Annotated in this window: 17 protein-coding genes; all 17 read left to right on the top strand. The window is 48.8% G+C overall.

Annotated elements, in window-relative coordinates; translation table 11 throughout:
• Positions 1–2: 2 nt before the first annotated feature.
• The 17 genes from purR (at position 3) to DSM465_RS0116450 (ending at position 15,691) form a co-directional block, all read left to right on the top strand.
• Positions 3–824 carry a pur operon repressor gene (gene purR, locus DSM465_RS0116370; RefSeq protein WP_029761812.1) on the top strand — a complete coding sequence of 274 codons (822 nt, stop codon included), beginning with the start codon at positions 3–5 and terminating at the stop codon, positions 822–824.
• A gap of 52 nt (positions 825–876) precedes the next feature.
• On the top strand, positions 877–1,251 hold the full coding sequence (locus DSM465_RS0116375) for a RidA family protein (RefSeq protein WP_008881688.1): 375 nt from the start codon (positions 877–879) through the stop codon (positions 1,249–1,251).
• Between the two features lie 124 nt (positions 1,252–1,375).
• The gene (spoVG, locus tag DSM465_RS0116380) at positions 1,376–1,666 is read left to right on the top strand and encodes a septation regulator SpoVG (protein ID WP_003247437.1); all 291 of its coding nucleotides are present in this window, start codon (positions 1,376–1,378) and stop codon (positions 1,664–1,666) included.
• Positions 1,667–1,798: 132 nt separating this feature from the next.
• Complete coding sequence (gene glmU, locus DSM465_RS0116385) at positions 1,799–3,178, top strand: bifunctional UDP-N-acetylglucosamine diphosphorylase/glucosamine-1-phosphate N-acetyltransferase GlmU (protein ID WP_011886607.1); 1,380 nt, start codon at positions 1,799–1,801, stop codon at positions 3,176–3,178.
• Between the two features lie 12 nt (positions 3,179–3,190).
• Positions 3,191–4,138: a ribose-phosphate diphosphokinase gene (locus DSM465_RS0116390; protein ID WP_008881690.1), complete on the top strand. Its 948-nt coding sequence runs from the start codon at positions 3,191–3,193 to the stop codon at positions 4,136–4,138.
• Positions 4,139–4,213: 75 nt separating this feature from the next.
• Positions 4,214–4,846: a 50S ribosomal protein L25/general stress protein Ctc gene (locus tag DSM465_RS0116395; RefSeq protein ID WP_011886608.1), complete on the top strand. Its 633-nt coding sequence runs from the start codon at positions 4,214–4,216 to the stop codon at positions 4,844–4,846.
• Between the two features lie 60 nt (positions 4,847–4,906).
• The gene (gene pth, locus DSM465_RS0116400; protein ID WP_011886609.1) at positions 4,907–5,467 is read left to right on the top strand and encodes an aminoacyl-tRNA hydrolase; all 561 of its coding nucleotides are present in this window, start codon (positions 4,907–4,909) and stop codon (positions 5,465–5,467) included.
• Positions 5,468–5,569: 102 nt separating this feature from the next.
• Entirely contained in the window at positions 5,570–5,800 is a 231-nt protein-coding gene (locus tag DSM465_RS0116405; protein WP_008881693.1) for an anti-sigma-F factor Fin family protein, read from the top strand.
• An 89-nt stretch (positions 5,801–5,889) separates the two neighbouring features.
• Positions 5,890–9,423 (top strand): transcription-repair coupling factor, encoded by a 3,534-nt coding sequence (gene mfd, locus DSM465_RS0116410; protein WP_011886610.1) that lies wholly within the window; start codon positions 5,890–5,892, stop codon positions 9,421–9,423.
• A gap of 222 nt (positions 9,424–9,645) precedes the next feature.
• Positions 9,646–10,182, top strand: coding sequence for a stage V sporulation protein T (gene spoVT, locus DSM465_RS0116415; RefSeq protein ID WP_008881695.1), 537 nt, complete (start codon positions 9,646–9,648; stop codon positions 10,180–10,182).
• Between the two features lie 229 nt (positions 10,183–10,411).
• A complete protein-coding gene (locus DSM465_RS0116420) occupies positions 10,412–11,968 on the top strand; it encodes a putative polysaccharide biosynthesis protein (RefSeq protein WP_029761813.1) in 1,557 nt (518 codons plus the stop codon).
• A gap of 6 nt (positions 11,969–11,974) precedes the next feature.
• On the top strand, positions 11,975–13,435 hold the full coding sequence (yabN, locus tag DSM465_RS0116425) for a bifunctional methyltransferase/pyrophosphohydrolase YabN (protein WP_029761814.1): 1,461 nt from the start codon (positions 11,975–11,977) through the stop codon (positions 13,433–13,435).
• An 11-nt stretch (positions 13,436–13,446) separates the two neighbouring features.
• Positions 13,447–13,728: an RNA-binding S4 domain-containing protein gene (locus DSM465_RS0116430; protein ID WP_008881699.1), complete on the top strand. Its 282-nt coding sequence runs from the start codon at positions 13,447–13,449 to the stop codon at positions 13,726–13,728.
• A gap of 122 nt (positions 13,729–13,850) precedes the next feature.
• The gene (gene yabP / locus DSM465_RS0116435) at positions 13,851–14,156 is read left to right on the top strand and encodes a sporulation protein YabP (protein WP_008881700.1); all 306 of its coding nucleotides are present in this window, start codon (positions 13,851–13,853) and stop codon (positions 14,154–14,156) included.
• Complete coding sequence (yabQ, locus tag DSM465_RS0116440) at positions 14,153–14,785, top strand: spore cortex biosynthesis protein YabQ (protein WP_008881701.1); 633 nt, start codon at positions 14,153–14,155, stop codon at positions 14,783–14,785. The genes yabP and yabQ overlap by 4 nt, the downstream gene beginning before the upstream one ends.
• A 15-nt stretch (positions 14,786–14,800) precedes the next feature.
• Positions 14,801–15,172 (top strand): FtsB family cell division protein, encoded by a 372-nt coding sequence (locus DSM465_RS0116445; RefSeq protein WP_008881702.1) that lies wholly within the window; start codon positions 14,801–14,803, stop codon positions 15,170–15,172.
• Between the two features lie 120 nt (positions 15,173–15,292).
• Positions 15,293–15,691, top strand: coding sequence for a S1 domain-containing RNA-binding protein (locus DSM465_RS0116450; RefSeq protein ID WP_008881703.1), 399 nt, complete (start codon positions 15,293–15,295; stop codon positions 15,689–15,691).
• The last annotated feature ends 210 nt before the right edge of the window (positions 15,692–15,901 follow it).

A 15,901-nucleotide genomic window follows, 5' to 3' on the forward strand; every position in this document is an offset into this window, starting at 1 on the left:
CTATGAAGCTAAGGCGAAGCGGCCGTTTAGTCGATATGACACACTATCTTCTTGAACGGCCACATCATCTCATTCCGCTTACTTTTTTTGCCGAGCGGTATGAATCGGCCAAATCGTCAATCAGCGAAGATTTAACGATTATTAAGCAGACGTTTGAACAGCAAGGGATTGGAACAGTTCGGACGTTGCCCGGCGCAGCCGGCGGCGTGCAATACATTCCGAAAATGACCGCCGAGGAAGCCGAGGAAGTTGTCTCCTATTTGTGTGAACAGTTGTCGCGGCCAGACCGGCTTCTTCCTGGCGGATATTTGTATATGACGGACATTCTTGGCGACCCCCGTATTATGAATAAAATTGGTCGTCTTTATGCGTCCATTTTCGCTGACCGTCCAGTGGATGTCGTGATGACGATCGCTACGAATGGGATTCCACTTGCGTATGCTATCGCCAATTTTTTGCACGTGCCGGTTGTGATCGTCCGTCACGACAATAAAGTGACGGAAGGACCGATGGTAAGCATCAATTATGTATCGGGTTCGTCTAGGCGCATCCAAACGATGGTCCTGTCCAAGCGCAGTTTGGCCGAAGGATCAAACGTGCTGATCGTCGACGATTTCATGAAAGCAGGTGGCACGGTCAACGGAATGGTCAGTTTGCTGCAAGAATTTAACGGCAATGTCTCTGGCATCGGTGTGCTCGTCGAGTCTGAAGAGGCAAAAGAGCGGTTAGTTGACGAATACATTTCACTTGTAAAGCTATCAGCTGTTGACATAAAAGAAAAACGAATCGCGGTCAAGGAAGGAAATTACAAAGCGTTTGTTTAGGTAGCGTGTTGCTTGTTATAATGAGGAAAATTGAGGAAGGAGGATTTTACTAATGAGAAAAGTGGAAACAAAAAATGCGCCACAAGCCATTGGTCCTTATTCACAAGGAATTATTGTCAATAACATGTTTTACAGCTCAGGGCAAATTCCGCTCACTCCGGAAGGGGAATTGGTAAAAGGTGACATTCAAGCGCAGACGCATCAAGTGTTCCAGAATTTAAAAGCGGTATTGGAAGCAGCTGGCGCTTCGCTCGAAACGGTCGTAAAAACAACGGTATTTATAAAAAATATGGATGATTTTGCGGCCATGAATGAAGTATACAGCCAATACTTCCCAAACCATAAACCGGCGCGCTCATGCGTGGAAGTGGCTCGATTGCCGAAAGATGTCCTTGTCGAAATTGAAGTCGTTGCTCTTGTACCGTAACAGTCAATCTCCTCCTTTTCCCTACCTGAAGTTTATAAAAAATTTTTTGAAAAAAGAAGGAAATGACTCGAGGACGTGGAATTAATTACATCGAGTCTCATATAGGGAAAAGGTGGTGAGCATAATGGAAGTGACAGACGTAAGATTACGCCGCGTCAATACCGAAGGACGGATGAAAGCGATCGCCTCCATTACGTTGGACAACGAATTTGTCGTCCATGACATCCGTGTCATTGACGGGAATAACGGACTGTTTGTTGCGATGCCGAGCAAGCGCACACCAGACGGGGAGTTCCGCGATATCGCCCATCCGATCAATTCCGCTACGCGCGGAAAAATCCAAGAGGCGATCTTAGCTGAATACCACCGCCTCGGGAAGTTGGAAGAAGAACTTGAAGAAGCTGGCGCTTCGTAAACATATTGAAGAGAGCTTAGGCAAAATTGGCCAAGCTCTCTATTTTTTTGGCAAATGCATTGTTTCCTTGAAATGAGCAGCCAATTCATATATATTCAATTATGGATAAAAGGGTAATTGGGGGCCTTTCACATGGTAAAGCGATATGCAGTCATTTTGGCGGCCGGACAAGGAACGAGGATGAAATCCAAGTTGTATAAGGTACTTCATCCCGTTTGCGGCAAGCCAATGGTTCAGCACGTAGTGGACCAAGTGTCCAAGCTTGGGGTAGAAAAAACGATTGCAGTAGTGGGATTTGGGGCGGAGCAAGTGAAAGAACAGCTCGGCGCCCAGTGTGAATACGCCTTGCAAGAAAAGCAGCTCGGGACAGCACACGCGGTAATGCAGGCCGCGCCTCATTTGCAAAACCTTGAAGGGATCACCATCGTGGTCTGTGGTGATACACCGCTCATCACCGCTGAGACGATGGAAGCGCTCCTCGAGCACCATATGACCGCTGGGGCGAAGGCGACCGTATTGACGGCCATCGCTGACGATCCGACCGGATATGGCCGCATTGTTCGCAACAGTGATGGCCATGTTGAAAAAATTGTTGAGCATAAAGATGCGAATGAACAAGAGCGGGAAATCCGCGAGATTAACACGGGAACGTATTGCTTCGATAATCGAATGTTGTTTCAAGCGCTTACAAAAGTAACAAACAATAATGCCCAAGGCGAATATTATTTAACCGATGTGATCGAAATTATAAAAGCGGATGGTGGCATTGTCTCCGCTTATCAGGCACCGTCGTTTGACGAAACGATCGGTATCAATGACCGCATCGCGCTTGCTGAGGCGGAACGGATTATGCGCGATCGCATTTGCCGCCAACATATGAAAAACGGGGTGACGATCATCGACCCGGCTTGCACTTATATTTCAGCTGAAGCGACGATCGGGCGCGATACGGTCATTTATCCTGGTACGGTCATCGAGGGAAAGACAGTGATCGGCGAAGATTGTACGATCGGGCCCCATTCAGAAATTAAAAACTGTCACATCGGCCACCGCACATCTATTCGCCACTCGGTCGCCCATGACAGCGAGATCGGCGACGATGTGACGATCGGTCCGTTCGCCCATATTCGTCCGCTGTCGAAAATTGACGATGAGGTACGAATCGGTAACTTTGTCGAGGTGAAAAAATCGACATTCGGTAAAGGAAGCAAAGCTTCGCATTTAAGCTATATTGGGGATGCAGAAGTCGGAGCCGATGTCAACCTTGGCTGTGGATCGATTACGGTCAATTACGATGGTGTGCATAAGTATCGGACGAAAATTGAAGACGGTGCATTTATTGGCTGCAACGCCAACTTGATTGCGCCGGTCACGATCGGCCAAGGCGCTTACGTCGCCGCTGGATCGACGGTCACCGATGATGTTCCCGGCCGTGCGCTCGCTATTGGTCGCGCTCGACAAGTGAACAAAGAAAATTATGTGGATCGCCTGCGAGGCAAGAAAAAATCTTAATGGAGGTTTATCATGTCTGAATGCCAACACCAATTAAAGTTGTTCGCCCTGAACTCGAACATGAAGCTAGCGAAACAAATTGCTGAAACCATGGGGATCGAGCTTGGCAAGTGTTCAGTATCCCGTTTTAGCGATGGAGAAATTCAAATTAACATCGAAGAAAGCATCCGCGGCGACGATGTATTTGTCATCCAATCGACAAGCGTCCCGGTCAATGAGCATTTAATGGAACTGCTCATTATGATCGATGCATTAAAACGTGCTTCAGCGCGCACGATCAATATCGTAATGCCATACTACGGTTATGCGCGACAAGACCGGAAAGCGCGCTCGCGCGAGCCGATTACAGCGAAACTCGTGGCCAACTTGCTGGAAACAGCCGGGGCATCGCGCGTCATTACGCTCGATTTGCATGCTCCGCAAATCCAAGGGTTTTTCGATATCCCGATCGATCATTTAATGGGTGTTCCGATTTTAGCGGATTACTTTAAAAGCAAACAGTTGGATGATGTCGTCATCGTTTCCCCGGACCATGGCGGTGTGACGCGGGCACGCAAGTTGGCTGATCGTCTGAAGGCACCGCTCGCTATTATTGACAAACGCCGGCCGCGGCCAAACGCTGTTGAAGTAATGAACATCATCGGTCAAGTGAAAGGAAAGACGGCCATTTTGATTGATGACATTATCGATACAGCTGGGACGATTACGCTGGGGGCGAACGCCCTTGTTGAAAACGGGGCGAAAGAAGTGTACGCATGCTGTACTCACCCGGTGTTGTCCGGTCCGGCGATTGAGCGTATTCAAAATTCCAAAATTAAGGAGCTTGTCGTCACCAATTCGATTGCCTTGCCAGAAGAGAAGAAAATTGATAAAATTGTAGAGCTGTCGGTGGCGCCGCTCATTGCTGAAGCGATTACGCGCGTGTATGAAATGCAATCCGTCAGCGTCCTGTTCGACTAAACACAAAGCATGTTTAACCCTTCTTGTTTTAGGATAAAGTAGACAATAGATTCTAATTCAGGAAGGTGAAGAAACATGGCGATTGTGTTGGGAGCGAAAGAACGCAAGGACAAAAAACATTCAACATTGCGGCGTATTCGTTCGCAAGGAGGCATTCCGGCGGTATTGTACGGCAAAAAGGTCGATAATAAAATGATTTCCATCAGCGCCGCTGATCTTGAGAAGGCGCTACGCGAGGGTGGACGTCACAGCTTAGTGACGCTGAAAGTCGACGGGGAAGATTACTCGGTTCTATTGCGTGAAGTGCAGCGTGATCCATTGCGTGGCGAGCTTCTTCACGCTGACTTTCAAGCGGTCGATATGTCGGCGGAAGTCGATGTTGACGTGGAAGTCCGCTTAGTGGGCGAAGCGCCTGGAGTAAAAGATGGCGGCGTGTTGCAGCAAAACTTGCACGAATTATCGATCCGCGTTTTGCCGGCAAACATTCCGCCTGCGATTGAAGTGGACATCTCCGGTTTGCAAGTCGGCGATGTCATCACAGTCGGCGACGTGCAAACAGGCGGAACATTTGAAATCAATCATGAACCTTCCGAAGTCATCGCGACGATCTTGCCGCCGCAACAGGAAGAAGAAATCCATAGCGGTGAGCAGCAAGAGCCGGGACAGCCTGAGGCTGAAGAAGGAAGAGAAACGACGCCAGAAGGATGATAGACGTAACCGTTTCGGTTACGTCTTTTGTAGTATCATGTACAGAGAGGAGCACGGCCATTGAAGCTGTTTGTCGGGCTCGGAAACCCGGGCAAGGAGTATGAACAAACGCGCCATAACATCGGTTTTTTCGTCATTGATGAGTTGGCTAAACGTTGGAACGTTTCGTTGAAAACCGCTAAATTCCGTGGCTTGTTCGGAACGGCTTCCGTTTTCGGCGAAAAAGTGGCATTATGCAAACCTTTAACATATATGAATTTATCAGGGGAATGTGTTTGCCCGCTCATCGACTTCTACGATATTGCCGTCGACGATGTTATTATTATATACGATGACCTCGATCTCCCGCCGGGGAAAATCCGCCTTCGTCTAAAAGGAGGCTCCGGTGGTCATAATGGTGTCAAGTCGATCATTCACCATCTTGGCACGGAGCAGTTTAAGCGCATTCGCATCGGCATCGGTCGGCCAACAAATGGGCAACCAGTTGCTGATTACGTACTTAGCCGTTTTACGGAAGAAGAAAAGCCAGCGGTAATGGAAGCTGTTTTGCGGGCTGCCGATGCGTGTGAACAGGCAGTGACGACACCGTTTATCCAAGTGATGAATGACTTTAACGAGTGAATATTTTCCTCTGAACTGGTACACAATGTGAGTACGGAAGGCGCGAGGCATTGACTTCGCCTGCCTTGCGGACGGAACAGTCCAGTGAGGAGGTTTGCTCGGATGGCATTGCACTACTATTGCCGTCATTGTGGCGCAAAAGTTGGCACGATTGACCACGTATCCATATATAGTGAAAAACTAGGATTCCATCATTTGACTGAAGAGGAACGACTTGACATGATTTCGTACGAGCCGAACGGTGACATTCATGTAAAAACGATTTGTGAAGATTGCCAAGAGGCGTTGGTGCGAAATCCGGAATGGCATCAATATGAAAAATTTATTCACTAGGCGCAGCTTTGGGCGACCAAAGCGTTTTTGCATTTTCGCCAAATGGCTAAAAGGGGAAGAAACTGATGTTGGAAGGAGGGGGGATAGAGGTGCTTTCTCTGCATCGCTATTTAGCTGAAAATCAGGATGTTCGCACGATCATTGAAGGAATCCATGTCCGCCTGAAAGAACAGCTTGTCGCCGGGCTGTCAGGGTCGGCTCGGTCTGTTTTTATTTCCACCCTTTATAAGGAGACAGGGCGGCCGATGTTAGTGGTGGCCCATAACTTGTTTCAGGCGCAAAAAATATATGACGATCTCGTTTCGTTGTTGGGGCCGGATGATGTGTTTCTTTATTCGGTCAACGAAGTCATCGCCGCTGAAATGGCGGTCGCCAGTCCGGAGTTGAAGGCACAACGTCTCGAAATTATGAATCATTGGGCGCAAGAAGGAAAAGGGGTTGTTGTCTGTCCAGTCGCCGGCTTGCGGCGATTGCTGCCGCCGCTGTCGCTTTGGAAGCATTACTTGTTTACGTTCTCGGTTGGACAAGAGCTCGATTTGGAACGCTATAAGCAGCTGTTTGTCGAAATGGGATACAAGCGGGTCGCCACCGTTTCTGCTCCCGGGGAGTTCAGCATCCGTGGCGGCATCGTTGACATTTATCCGCTAACGGCTGAGCTTCCGTATCGTATTGAGCTGTTTGATACAGAAATTGAATCGATTCGAACGTTCACCCCTGATGACCAGCGTTCACACGAGCAGGTGGACCGCGTCATGATCGGGCCGGCCGACGAAATTATTCTTAATGAGGAGGCACGGCAGCGAGGAATCGAACGAATCGAAGCCGGGCTTGCAGCTAGTTTGGAAAACATCAAAGATGATGCTGCCAAGCAGCGGATGTACGAGCATATCCACGCTGAATTGGAACAGCTGCGCGAGGGACAGGAAATCGAACAACAATATAAATATATGTCTCTTTTTTATGAAAAGGCTGCGAGTTTACTAGATTATTTGCCAGAAGATGGCGTGCTGCTGATGGATGAAATGAGCCGGTTGCAGGAGGCGGCTGAGCGACTTGATCGCGAAGAAGCGGAATGGTATACAAGCTTACTCGACGGCGGAAAAATGATCCATGATGTGCCGATTTCGCACTCATTTTCTGAATTGTTGCAAAAGAGTCGATTCCAACGGGTGTACTTGTCCTTATTTTTACGTCATGCACCTCATACTCATCCGCAAAATGTCGTCAATATTACATGTAAGCAAATGCAAAACTTTCATGGGCAAATGGCTCTTCTTCAGTCTGAGATCGAGCGATGGAAAAAGGCGAACTATGCGGTCGTCTTTTTGGCGCCGGATGCCGAGCGGGTGAAAAAGTTGCAGTCGCTGCTTGAAGATTACGAGATCGATGCGCTGCCGCTGCCGCACGAAGCGGCGTTGTTGCACGGCAAATGTCAGCTCCTTCAAGGCGATTTAAATACAGGGTTTGAGCTGCCACTGCAAAAACTGGCGGTCATCACCGAGGAAGAACTGTTCAAAAAGCGGGCCAAACGCCCAGTGCGCCGACAAAAGTTGTCGAATGCCGAGCGGATCAAAAGCTATGCCGAACTGCAAGTCGGCGACTATGTTGTCCATGTCAACCACGGTATCGGAAAATATTTAGGCATCGAGACGTTAGAAATCAACGGAGTGCATAAAGACTATATTCATATCCAATATCAAGGCGGCGATACGCTTTACGTCCCGGTTGATCAAATGGACCAAGTGCAAAAGTACGTCGGTTCGGAAGGAAAAGAGCCGAAAATTTATAAGCTCGGCGGTACAGAATGGAAAAAAGTCAAAAAGAAAGTGGAGTCTTCTGTCCAAGACATTGCGGAAGATTTAATCAAGTTATATGCCGAGCGCGAGGCAAGCAAAGGATATGCATTTTCCCAGGATACAGAAATGCAACGCGAATTTGAAGCGGCGTTTCCGTACCAAGAGACGGAAGACCAGCTTCGTTCGATCGAGGAAATTAAGCGTGATATGGAAAGCGAAAAGCCGATGGACCGCCTCCTTTGTGGCGACGTCGGTTACGGGAAAACGGAAGTGGCGCTGCGGGCGGCATTTAAAGCGATTATGGACGGCAAACAAGTGGCCTTCCTTGTGCCGACGACGATTTTAGCCCAGCAACATTATGAAACGGTGCGTGAGCGGTTCCAAGGATTTCCGATTAACGTCGGGGTGTTAAACCGGTTTCGGACGAGAAAACAGCAGGCGGAGACGATCAAAGGGTTAAAAGACGGCACAATCGACATGGTGATCGGTACGCACCGGCTGTTGTCGAAGGACGTGAAGTTTAAAGATTTAGGCTTGCTCATTATTGACGAGGAGCAGCGGTTTGGCGTGGCGCATAAAGAAAAAATTAAGCAGCTGAAGGCGAATATCGACGTGCTTACATTAACAGCAACGCCGATCCCGCGTACGCTCCATATGTCGATGATCGGTGTACGCGATTTGTCGATCATCGAGACGCCGCCGGAAAACCGTTTTCCGGTACAGACGTATGTAATGGAATATACACCAGAGCTTGTTAAAGAGGCGATTGAGCGCGAGCTCGCCCGCGATGGGCAAGTATTTTTCCTTTATAACCATATCGAAGATATCGACTTGAGAGCAGAAGAAATCGCCCAGCTTGTCCCGGAAGCGCGCGTGACGTTTGCGCACGGGCGAATGTCGGAGGCTGAGCTCGAATCGACGATTTTAGCCTTTTTGGAAGGGCAATATGACGTGTTGGTGACAACGACGATTATTGAGACAGGCGTCGATATTCCGAACGTCAATACGCTCATCGTGTATGACGCCGACCGGATGGGGCTGTCGCAGCTGTACCAGCTGCGTGGGCGCGTCGGCCGCTCGAACCGCGTCGCTTATGCATATTTCACGTACCGAAAAGACAAGGTGTTGAATGAAACGGCAGAAAAACGGTTGCAAGCTATTAAAGAGTTCACCGAGCTTGGTTCCGGGTTTAAAATCGCCATGCGCGATTTGTCGATCCGCGGTGCCGGCAACATTCTCGGCGCGGAACAGCACGGCTTTATCGATTCGGTCGGATTTGATTTATACTCACAAATGCTGAAAGAGGCAATTGAAAAACGGCGTGGCCTTAAACAGGAAGAGGAGCGCCCGGACGTTGTGATCGACGTAGAAGTTGATGCCTATATTCCGGATACGTACATTTCCGATGGATTACAAAAAATTGAAATGTACAAGCGGTTTAAAGCTGTCGAGACACTCGAGGACGTTGAGATGCTACGTGAGGAGATGGCGGATCGTTTCGGCGATTATCCGGACGAGGTGGCTTATTTGTTTCAAATTGCGGAAATTAAAGCGTTGGCGAAGCAGCTCGGCGTTGAATCAATTAAGCAGCATAAGCAACAAATCGATCTTTTATTTACCGAGCAGGCGTCGAAAACAGTGGAAATCCAGCGCTTATCTGGCATTGGCCGCCAGTATGGCCGCCTGTTTGGATTCGGCATGGATGGGGCGAAGCTGAAAATCGTTCTTTATATTAAACAAATGAAGCCACACGAATGGCTGATGATTTTGTATGAGACGTTAAAGCAGCTGTTCGGGGTGGAAAACGAAAAATCAGTGATCGCATGACCAGGACAAAAAAGTCGAGTTTTGTTTTGCATGTTTATGTTTCTGCTGATGTGGCGATAATGAATGATGGACAATTTTATCTAAAATGGGCAAAATCACTTTCATCGCGTATAGAAAGTGGATTGTGAAGGATACTAATGACAACAATGGTGAATTCCCCATCACAAAAGGGTTCATCGGAGTATCCTTCAAATCCTAGATGAAAGTGAGGGTATACAAAGCATGAAAGCAACCGGTATTGTTCGTCGAATTGATGACTTGGGAAGGGTTGTCATTCCGAAGGAAATTCGGAGAACGTTACGCATCCGCGAAGGAGATCCGCTCGAAATATTTGTTGATCGCGATGGAGAGGTCATTTTGAAAAAATATTCGCCGATCAGTGAGTTGGGTGACTTTGCTAAAGAGTATGCTGAGGCACTGTTTGACAGCCTCGGGCAGCCCGTGCTCATTTGTGACCGCGACGTATTTATCGCTGTCGCCGGTGTTTCGAAAAAAGAGTATATGAACAAAAGCGTCAGCCCGCTAGTGGAAAAAGCGATGGAAGAGCGCACTTCTGTCCTCCATACGGAAGAAGGAGAGGTAGAGCTAGTAGACGGGATGACGGAGACGTTGAAGTCGTATACGATCGGTCCGATTGTCGCCAACGGCGATCCGATCGGGGCGGTCATCATTTTATCACGCGAGAAGACGCTTGGTGAAGTGGAGCATAAAGCGGTTGAAACTGCGGCCAGCTTTTTAGCCCGACAAATGGAACAATAAGCGAAACAAGAAGGCAGCTTACAAAGCTGCCTTTTTTCCGTCTGCTAGCCGCTTGGGAAAGTCGTGGCTTCGGGTAAGACATCGTCTTTGTCTAGCAGTCCCATGTTGCGCTATAATATCGAGCGTAGCCATGGCAATGGAACCGTTTGGCGGCTTTCTCGGTCGCTGGCGAATGTCCCCAGCCTGGCTATCCGTCGGCAAACGCCATGAAGGCGGGAGGAAAAGCGATATGGGGAACGTATGGAAAGGCGCAGCTGTATTGACGGTTGCTGCTTTGCTGACGAAGCTGTTAAGCGCGTTGTACCGTATCCCGTATCAAAATATGGTCGGGGATGTCGGTTTTTATATTTACCAACAAGTGTATCCGATTTACGGCATTGTTGTAGCGATGTCACTAGCGGGCTACCCGGTCGCTATCTCGAAGCTCATCGCTGAGAGGTTCGTGGAAGGAGATGTGGCGGGAGCAGCCGCCGTTAGGCGCATCGCGCTGCTATTGTTAAGCGCGCTCGGTGTTATGCTGTTTGCTGGTTTGTATGCAGGGGCCGAAACGGTGGCGTCATGGATGGGGGACGGTCGGCTTGAACCGCTGTTGCGGTTGCTTTCATTTTCATTTTTGTTTTTTCCATTGATCGCTGTGCTGCGTGGTTATTTCCAAGGCCAGCATGACATGATGCCGACTGCGGTGTCTCAAGTTGGTGAACAGTTCGTGCGGGTGACAGCGATTTTAGGACTGTCATATTGGGCGATACGGCGTGGTGCAGATGTTTATTCCTGCGGCATGGCAGCGATTGCAGGGACACTCGGCGGTATGGCGGCGGCGCTTCTTATTTTGCTCTTTTACTCCGCTAAGCGAAGACGAAAAAAAACGGCCGGCCGCACGCCCACGGCTTCGTTCTTACATGTAGGCCGACATTTATTGACAGTTGGAACGATCGTTTGTTTGACAAATATGGCATTGACGCTTATTCCACTCGTGGATTCGTTTTTGTTTGTCCCACTTCTTCATGAAACAGGAGCAAGCCTAGATGAGGTGAAATGGTTAAAAGGGGTGTATGATCGCGGGCAACCGCTCATCCAGCTTGGCACGGTTGTCGGCACATCGCTTTCATTGGCGCTTGTCCCATTTATCTCTAGCGCCCAACGCAGCCAAGGAACCATTTTCACGCAAGGTCTGTTGCCATTTCGATTTGCTGCCGTCATCGGTGTTGGCGCTTCTTTAGGGCTCATTTGCCTGATTCGGCCGATCAATACGATGTTGTTTGAAAATGATCGTGGCTCACTCGTTCTCGCTGTCTTGTCCGCTTCTGTCTTTTTTACAACGATGGCACTGACTTCGTCCGCCATGTTGCAAGGAATGGGAAAAGAGTGGGCGGCCGCTGCCGGTGTAGCGGTGGCCGTAGCGGGAAAAATGGCGCTCATGCATTGGCTTGTGCCGCCGTTTGGCGTCCTTGGCGCGGCCTTAGCGACGACGGGGGCTTATACGCTCATGGCTTGCTTTTTATATGTATGCTTGCGGCGTGAATGCCAACTGACCAACATCCAAAAGTATGCCTATCCAATCGTGAAGGCTGGCGTCGCGATGGTTGTCGTGCTGCAGTTGTATATGTGGCTTATGGATGCTGCCGCCGGCGGACGCTTATGGGCAACCGCCGAGGCGCTTGGAGGCGTCGCCGTCGGTGCGATCGTTTATATCGTATGCATTGTCAAAGGGAACGTTTTCTCCGAGGAGGAATTGTCCGCTCTCCCGTTGGCTAATAAATTTCGTCTACTATCAGGAAGCAGGTGATCGGCGATGAATACGATTTATATTTTCGGACTTGGCGCTGGGGATTTCGAACAGCTGCCGGTCGGTGTATACCGAAAGCTCAAGCGGGCGCATCCGCTCTTTTTGCGGACGAAAGAACATCCGGCCGTGAAGGGGCTTGAGGAAGAAGGAATCACGTTTACGTCATTTGACGATGTTTATGAAAAGCACGAGCAGTTTGCTGATGTGTATGCGGAAATTGTTTCTATTCTTGTCGAACAAGTAAAGCACGGCGACGTGTTTTATGCCGTTCCTGGTCATCCGCTTGTTGCTGAACAAACGGTGCAGCTTCTTTTAGAGGAGGAGCGACGCGGCGTTTGCCGGGTGATGATTGAAGGCGGCCAAAGCTTTTTCGATGCACTGTTTGCTGCGCTGCGCATCGACCCGATCGAAGGGTTTCAGCTGTTGGATGCGACTTCCTTTCAAGGAGACGAGTGGTCGCCTTCGCTGCATACGGTTTTTTGTCAAGTGTATGATTCGTTTGTCGCCTCGAACGTGAAGCTTTCCCTTATGGAACAGCTTCCTGACGACTACCTGGTCTATATTGTTACCGCGGCAGGAACGAAGGCCGAACAAGTAAAGCAAGTGCCGCTCTATGAACTTGATCGTCAGACTGTGCTCGACAACTTGACGAGTGTCTATGTGCCACCGGTCAAGGATGAGCCGCTGCTTTACCATCGGTTTGAGACGTTGCGCCGCGTCATTGCGACGCTGAGGGGGCCGAATGGCTGTCCGTGGGACCGGAAGCAGACACATGCATCGCTGAAGCGGTATTTGCTTGAAGAGGCGTATGAATTGCTTGAAGCGATCGATGAGAACGACGATGACCATATGGTTGAAGAATTGGGCGATGTGTTGTTGCAAGTGATGCTGCACGCCCAAATCGGCGCTGACGACGGCCTATTTTCGATCGACGATGTCATCCGCACGTTGACAGCGAAAATGATTCGTCGCCATCCGCACGTGTTTGGGAATGTAACGGCCGATACAGCCGAACAAGTGGTCGTGAACTGGGAAAAAATTAAGAAAGAGGAAAAAGGCGATGAACAGCCGGAATCGCTCCTCGCTGACATTCCGAAGAGCTTGCCAGGGACGATGCGGGCTTACGAACTGCAAAAAAAGGCAGCTAAAGTTGGGTTTGATTGGAATGATGTGGAACCCATATGGCAAAAAGTTGAGGAAGAAATGGTCGAGTTTCGAGCGGAAACGTCTAGCGGCCGTCGCGCGGAGCTTGTCAGTGAATTTGGCGATGTAATGTTTGCGCTCATCAACCTTGCCCGGTATTATGGCATTCAGCCAGAAGAAGCGCTGCAAATGGCGAACGACAAATTCACCCGCCGCTTCGCCTACATTGAGGAACAAGTACGAAAAAGCGGTCGGCCGATCACCTCGTTTTCACTCGCCGAGCTCGATCGATTTTGGGAAGAAGCAAAAGAAAACGGACGGTAAGGGGGATCATCATGCGTCTTGACAAATTTTTAAAAGTATCCCGGCTCATTAAACGCCGCACATTGGCGAAAGAAGTTGCTGATCAAGGCCGAGTGTGGATCAACGGCCATGTTGCCAAAGCAAGTTCAAACGTGAAAATTGGTGATGAACTGACGATTCAGTTTGGGCAAAAACGGGTAACAGTAAAAGTAGCTGATTTAAAAGAAACGACAAAAAAAGAAGAGGCGACGGGGTTGTATGAGCTGATTCGTGAAGAACGGATCGCATCTGCGTCCGAACAAGACGGCGTCTAATTTGTCCCGCGGGCTTGTTCTAAACCATCCCCCGCTGACATACATATGGTACAAACAGCGGATACGAAAAAAGCGGTGGGCTCTGCCGCCTTTCATTCTAAATCGAAATGCGGGGGATGAACATGAATCGGCACGATGAATTTAGCGGGAATATGAACAAAGGACCGGTTCAAGAACACGACGTGATCATGCGCGGCCGACGTCTTCTTGACATTACTGGGGTAAAACAAGTCGAGAGCTTTGACAATGAGGAGTTTTTGCTTGAGACGGTCATGGGTTTTTTAGCGATTCGAGGGCAAAACTTGCAAATGAAAAACTTAGATGTCGATAAAGGTGTCGTCTCGATTAAAGGGCGCATTTTTGATCTCGTTTATTTAGACGACCATCAGGAGAAGGCTAAAGGATTCTTTAGCAAGTTGTTCAAATGAGCATCACAACACAGCTTCTCACCATGCTGACGATGATCGGCATGGGAGGCTGGCTTGGCATGGCGCTTGATACGTACAACCGATTTTTAAAACGGGACGAACGGGCGCACTGGCTCGTCTTTGTGAATGATGTGTTATTTTGGGCAGTGCAGGCGCTTCTTGTTTTTTATGTATTGTTGCTCGTCAATGATGGCGAGCTTCGCTTTTATCTTTTTTTGGCGCTTTTATGCGGCTATGCCGCTTATCAAAGTTTGCTCCGTTCGTTGTACGTTCGGGTGCTCGAGTGGATCATTTGGTTGGCGGTGCGGATCGGACAGGCGTTCGCCCAGCTGTTCCGCCATATGGTGATCCGTCCCCTCGTCCTCCTTGGACAAATGACGTTAGCGTTGCTTTTGTTTGCTTGCCGGCTTGTTATGTGGACGGTCCAGTTTCTATTGCTTGTCGTTTGGAAAACTGTTCTTTTCTTGCTTGCTCCGCTGCGCTGGATAGGTATAGCCGTTTGGCGACGAGTGCCGCCGCATCGTCGAGCTTGGGTGGAAAATTTTTTTCATCGTTTAAAAGGATTTGCTGGACAAATCAAGAATACAAAAGACAAAATAGGCATATGGTTTGCGAAATGGCGGAAATAAAAGAGGTGCAAATACATGAACGTGCCCCGGAAACCGAATGTGACGAAACTGCAGTCTAGTTACGTATCAGAACAAGAAGAAAAAAAGCGGAAGGCGTCAAGAAGGCGGCGGGTTGTGGCTGTTCGTTTGGCCTTTTGGGCTTCACTGTTTATGGTGCTCGCCTCTGTTCTCATTTACACGTTGCATCTGCAGGTGAAGGCGATCGATGCAAAAACAGCGGAAAAACAAGAGCTAAAAGACCAGCTTGCGGAGCTCGAACAGCAGGAAAAGCAACTGAAAGAGGAAATGAAAAAGCTGCATGACGATGATTACATTGCTGAACTGGCACGAAAAAAATATTATTTATCGAAAGATGGGGAAATTATTTTTGTCTTGCCAGAAGAGTGATATTTTAACTGCGGATGCCCGTACAATACGGGCATCCGTCATATTGACACGTATTTTTTTCATTCGCTATAATGAAAGCAATACCATCTTTAAAGCGTTTTAAGGAGGAGCACTTTTTTTATGTCGATTGAAGTAGGCAGCAAGTTACAAGGCAAAGTCACAGGCATTACGAAATTCGGGGCGTTTGTAGAGCTGCCGGAAGGTGTGACAGGACTGGTTCATATTAGCGAAGTAGCCGATAACTATGTCAAGGACATCAACGATCATTTGAAAGTTGGCGACATGGTGTATGTGAAGGTGATCAACGTCGGCCAAGATGGAAAAATCGGTCTATCCATTCGCAAGGCAAAAGATACGCCTTCTTCGCAGCGGCCTCGCCACCGAGCACACGACCGCTCTGCAGCTGACAGTTTAGAGCAAAAAATTAGTCGTTTCCTCAAAGAGAGTGAAGATCGACTGGCGTCGTTGCGCCGTCATACGGAATCGAAGCGGGGAGGGCGTGGAGCGAGACGCGGGTAACTTGCTGCTGAATACATGTAGGAAAGATGATGAATAGGGAGACAACAAGCATCCATGATCATGGATGCTTCTTTGTTTCTAAGGTAAAAAATGAAGGGGATATTTTCCTTATATATTTTTTCGTTTTATATGTTGACAATATCCAATTCCTCTATTATGATATTAAATGTTGTCACACGGCGGTGTAGCTCAGCTGGCTAGAGCGTACGG

This window comes from Geobacillus thermodenitrificans subsp. thermodenitrificans DSM 465 (assembly GCF_000496575.1).
Taxonomy (GTDB): domain Bacteria; phylum Bacillota; class Bacilli; order Bacillales; family Anoxybacillaceae; genus Geobacillus; species Geobacillus thermodenitrificans.

Excerpts from the sequence above, each read along its gene's own strand:
- spoVT (WP_008881695.1), top strand. The coding sequence starts at position 9,646 with ATGAAAGCAACCGGTATTGTTCGTCGAATTGATGACTTGGGAAGGGTT.
- yabN (WP_029761814.1), top strand. The coding sequence starts at position 11,975 with ATGAATACGATTTATATTTTCGGACTTGGCGCTGGGGATTTCGAACAG.
- glmU (WP_011886607.1), top strand. The coding sequence starts at position 1,799 with ATGGTAAAGCGATATGCAGTCATTTTGGCGGCCGGACAAGGAACGAGG.
- purR (WP_029761812.1), top strand. The coding sequence starts at position 3 with ATGAAGCTAAGGCGAAGCGGCCGTTTAGTCGATATGACACACTATCTT.
- DSM465_RS0116390 (WP_008881690.1), top strand. The coding sequence starts at position 3,191 with ATGTCTGAATGCCAACACCAATTAAAGTTGTTCGCCCTGAACTCGAAC.
- yabQ (WP_008881701.1), top strand. The coding sequence starts at position 14,153 with ATGAGCATCACAACACAGCTTCTCACCATGCTGACGATGATCGGCATG.
- DSM465_RS0116450 (WP_008881703.1), top strand. The coding sequence starts at position 15,293 with ATGTCGATTGAAGTAGGCAGCAAGTTACAAGGCAAAGTCACAGGCATT.
- DSM465_RS0116420 (WP_029761813.1), top strand. The coding sequence starts at position 10,412 with ATGGGGAACGTATGGAAAGGCGCAGCTGTATTGACGGTTGCTGCTTTG.
- DSM465_RS0116405 (WP_008881693.1), top strand. The coding sequence starts at position 5,570 with ATGGCATTGCACTACTATTGCCGTCATTGTGGCGCAAAAGTTGGCACG.
- DSM465_RS0116430 (WP_008881699.1), top strand. The coding sequence starts at position 13,447 with ATGCGTCTTGACAAATTTTTAAAAGTATCCCGGCTCATTAAACGCCGC.
- spoVG (WP_003247437.1), top strand. The coding sequence starts at position 1,376 with ATGGAAGTGACAGACGTAAGATTACGCCGCGTCAATACCGAAGGACGG.
- yabP (WP_008881700.1), top strand. The coding sequence starts at position 13,851 with ATGAATCGGCACGATGAATTTAGCGGGAATATGAACAAAGGACCGGTT.
- DSM465_RS0116445 (WP_008881702.1), top strand. The coding sequence starts at position 14,801 with ATGAACGTGCCCCGGAAACCGAATGTGACGAAACTGCAGTCTAGTTAC.
- DSM465_RS0116395 (WP_011886608.1), top strand. The coding sequence starts at position 4,214 with ATGGCGATTGTGTTGGGAGCGAAAGAACGCAAGGACAAAAAACATTCA.
- DSM465_RS0116375 (WP_008881688.1), top strand. The coding sequence starts at position 877 with ATGAGAAAAGTGGAAACAAAAAATGCGCCACAAGCCATTGGTCCTTAT.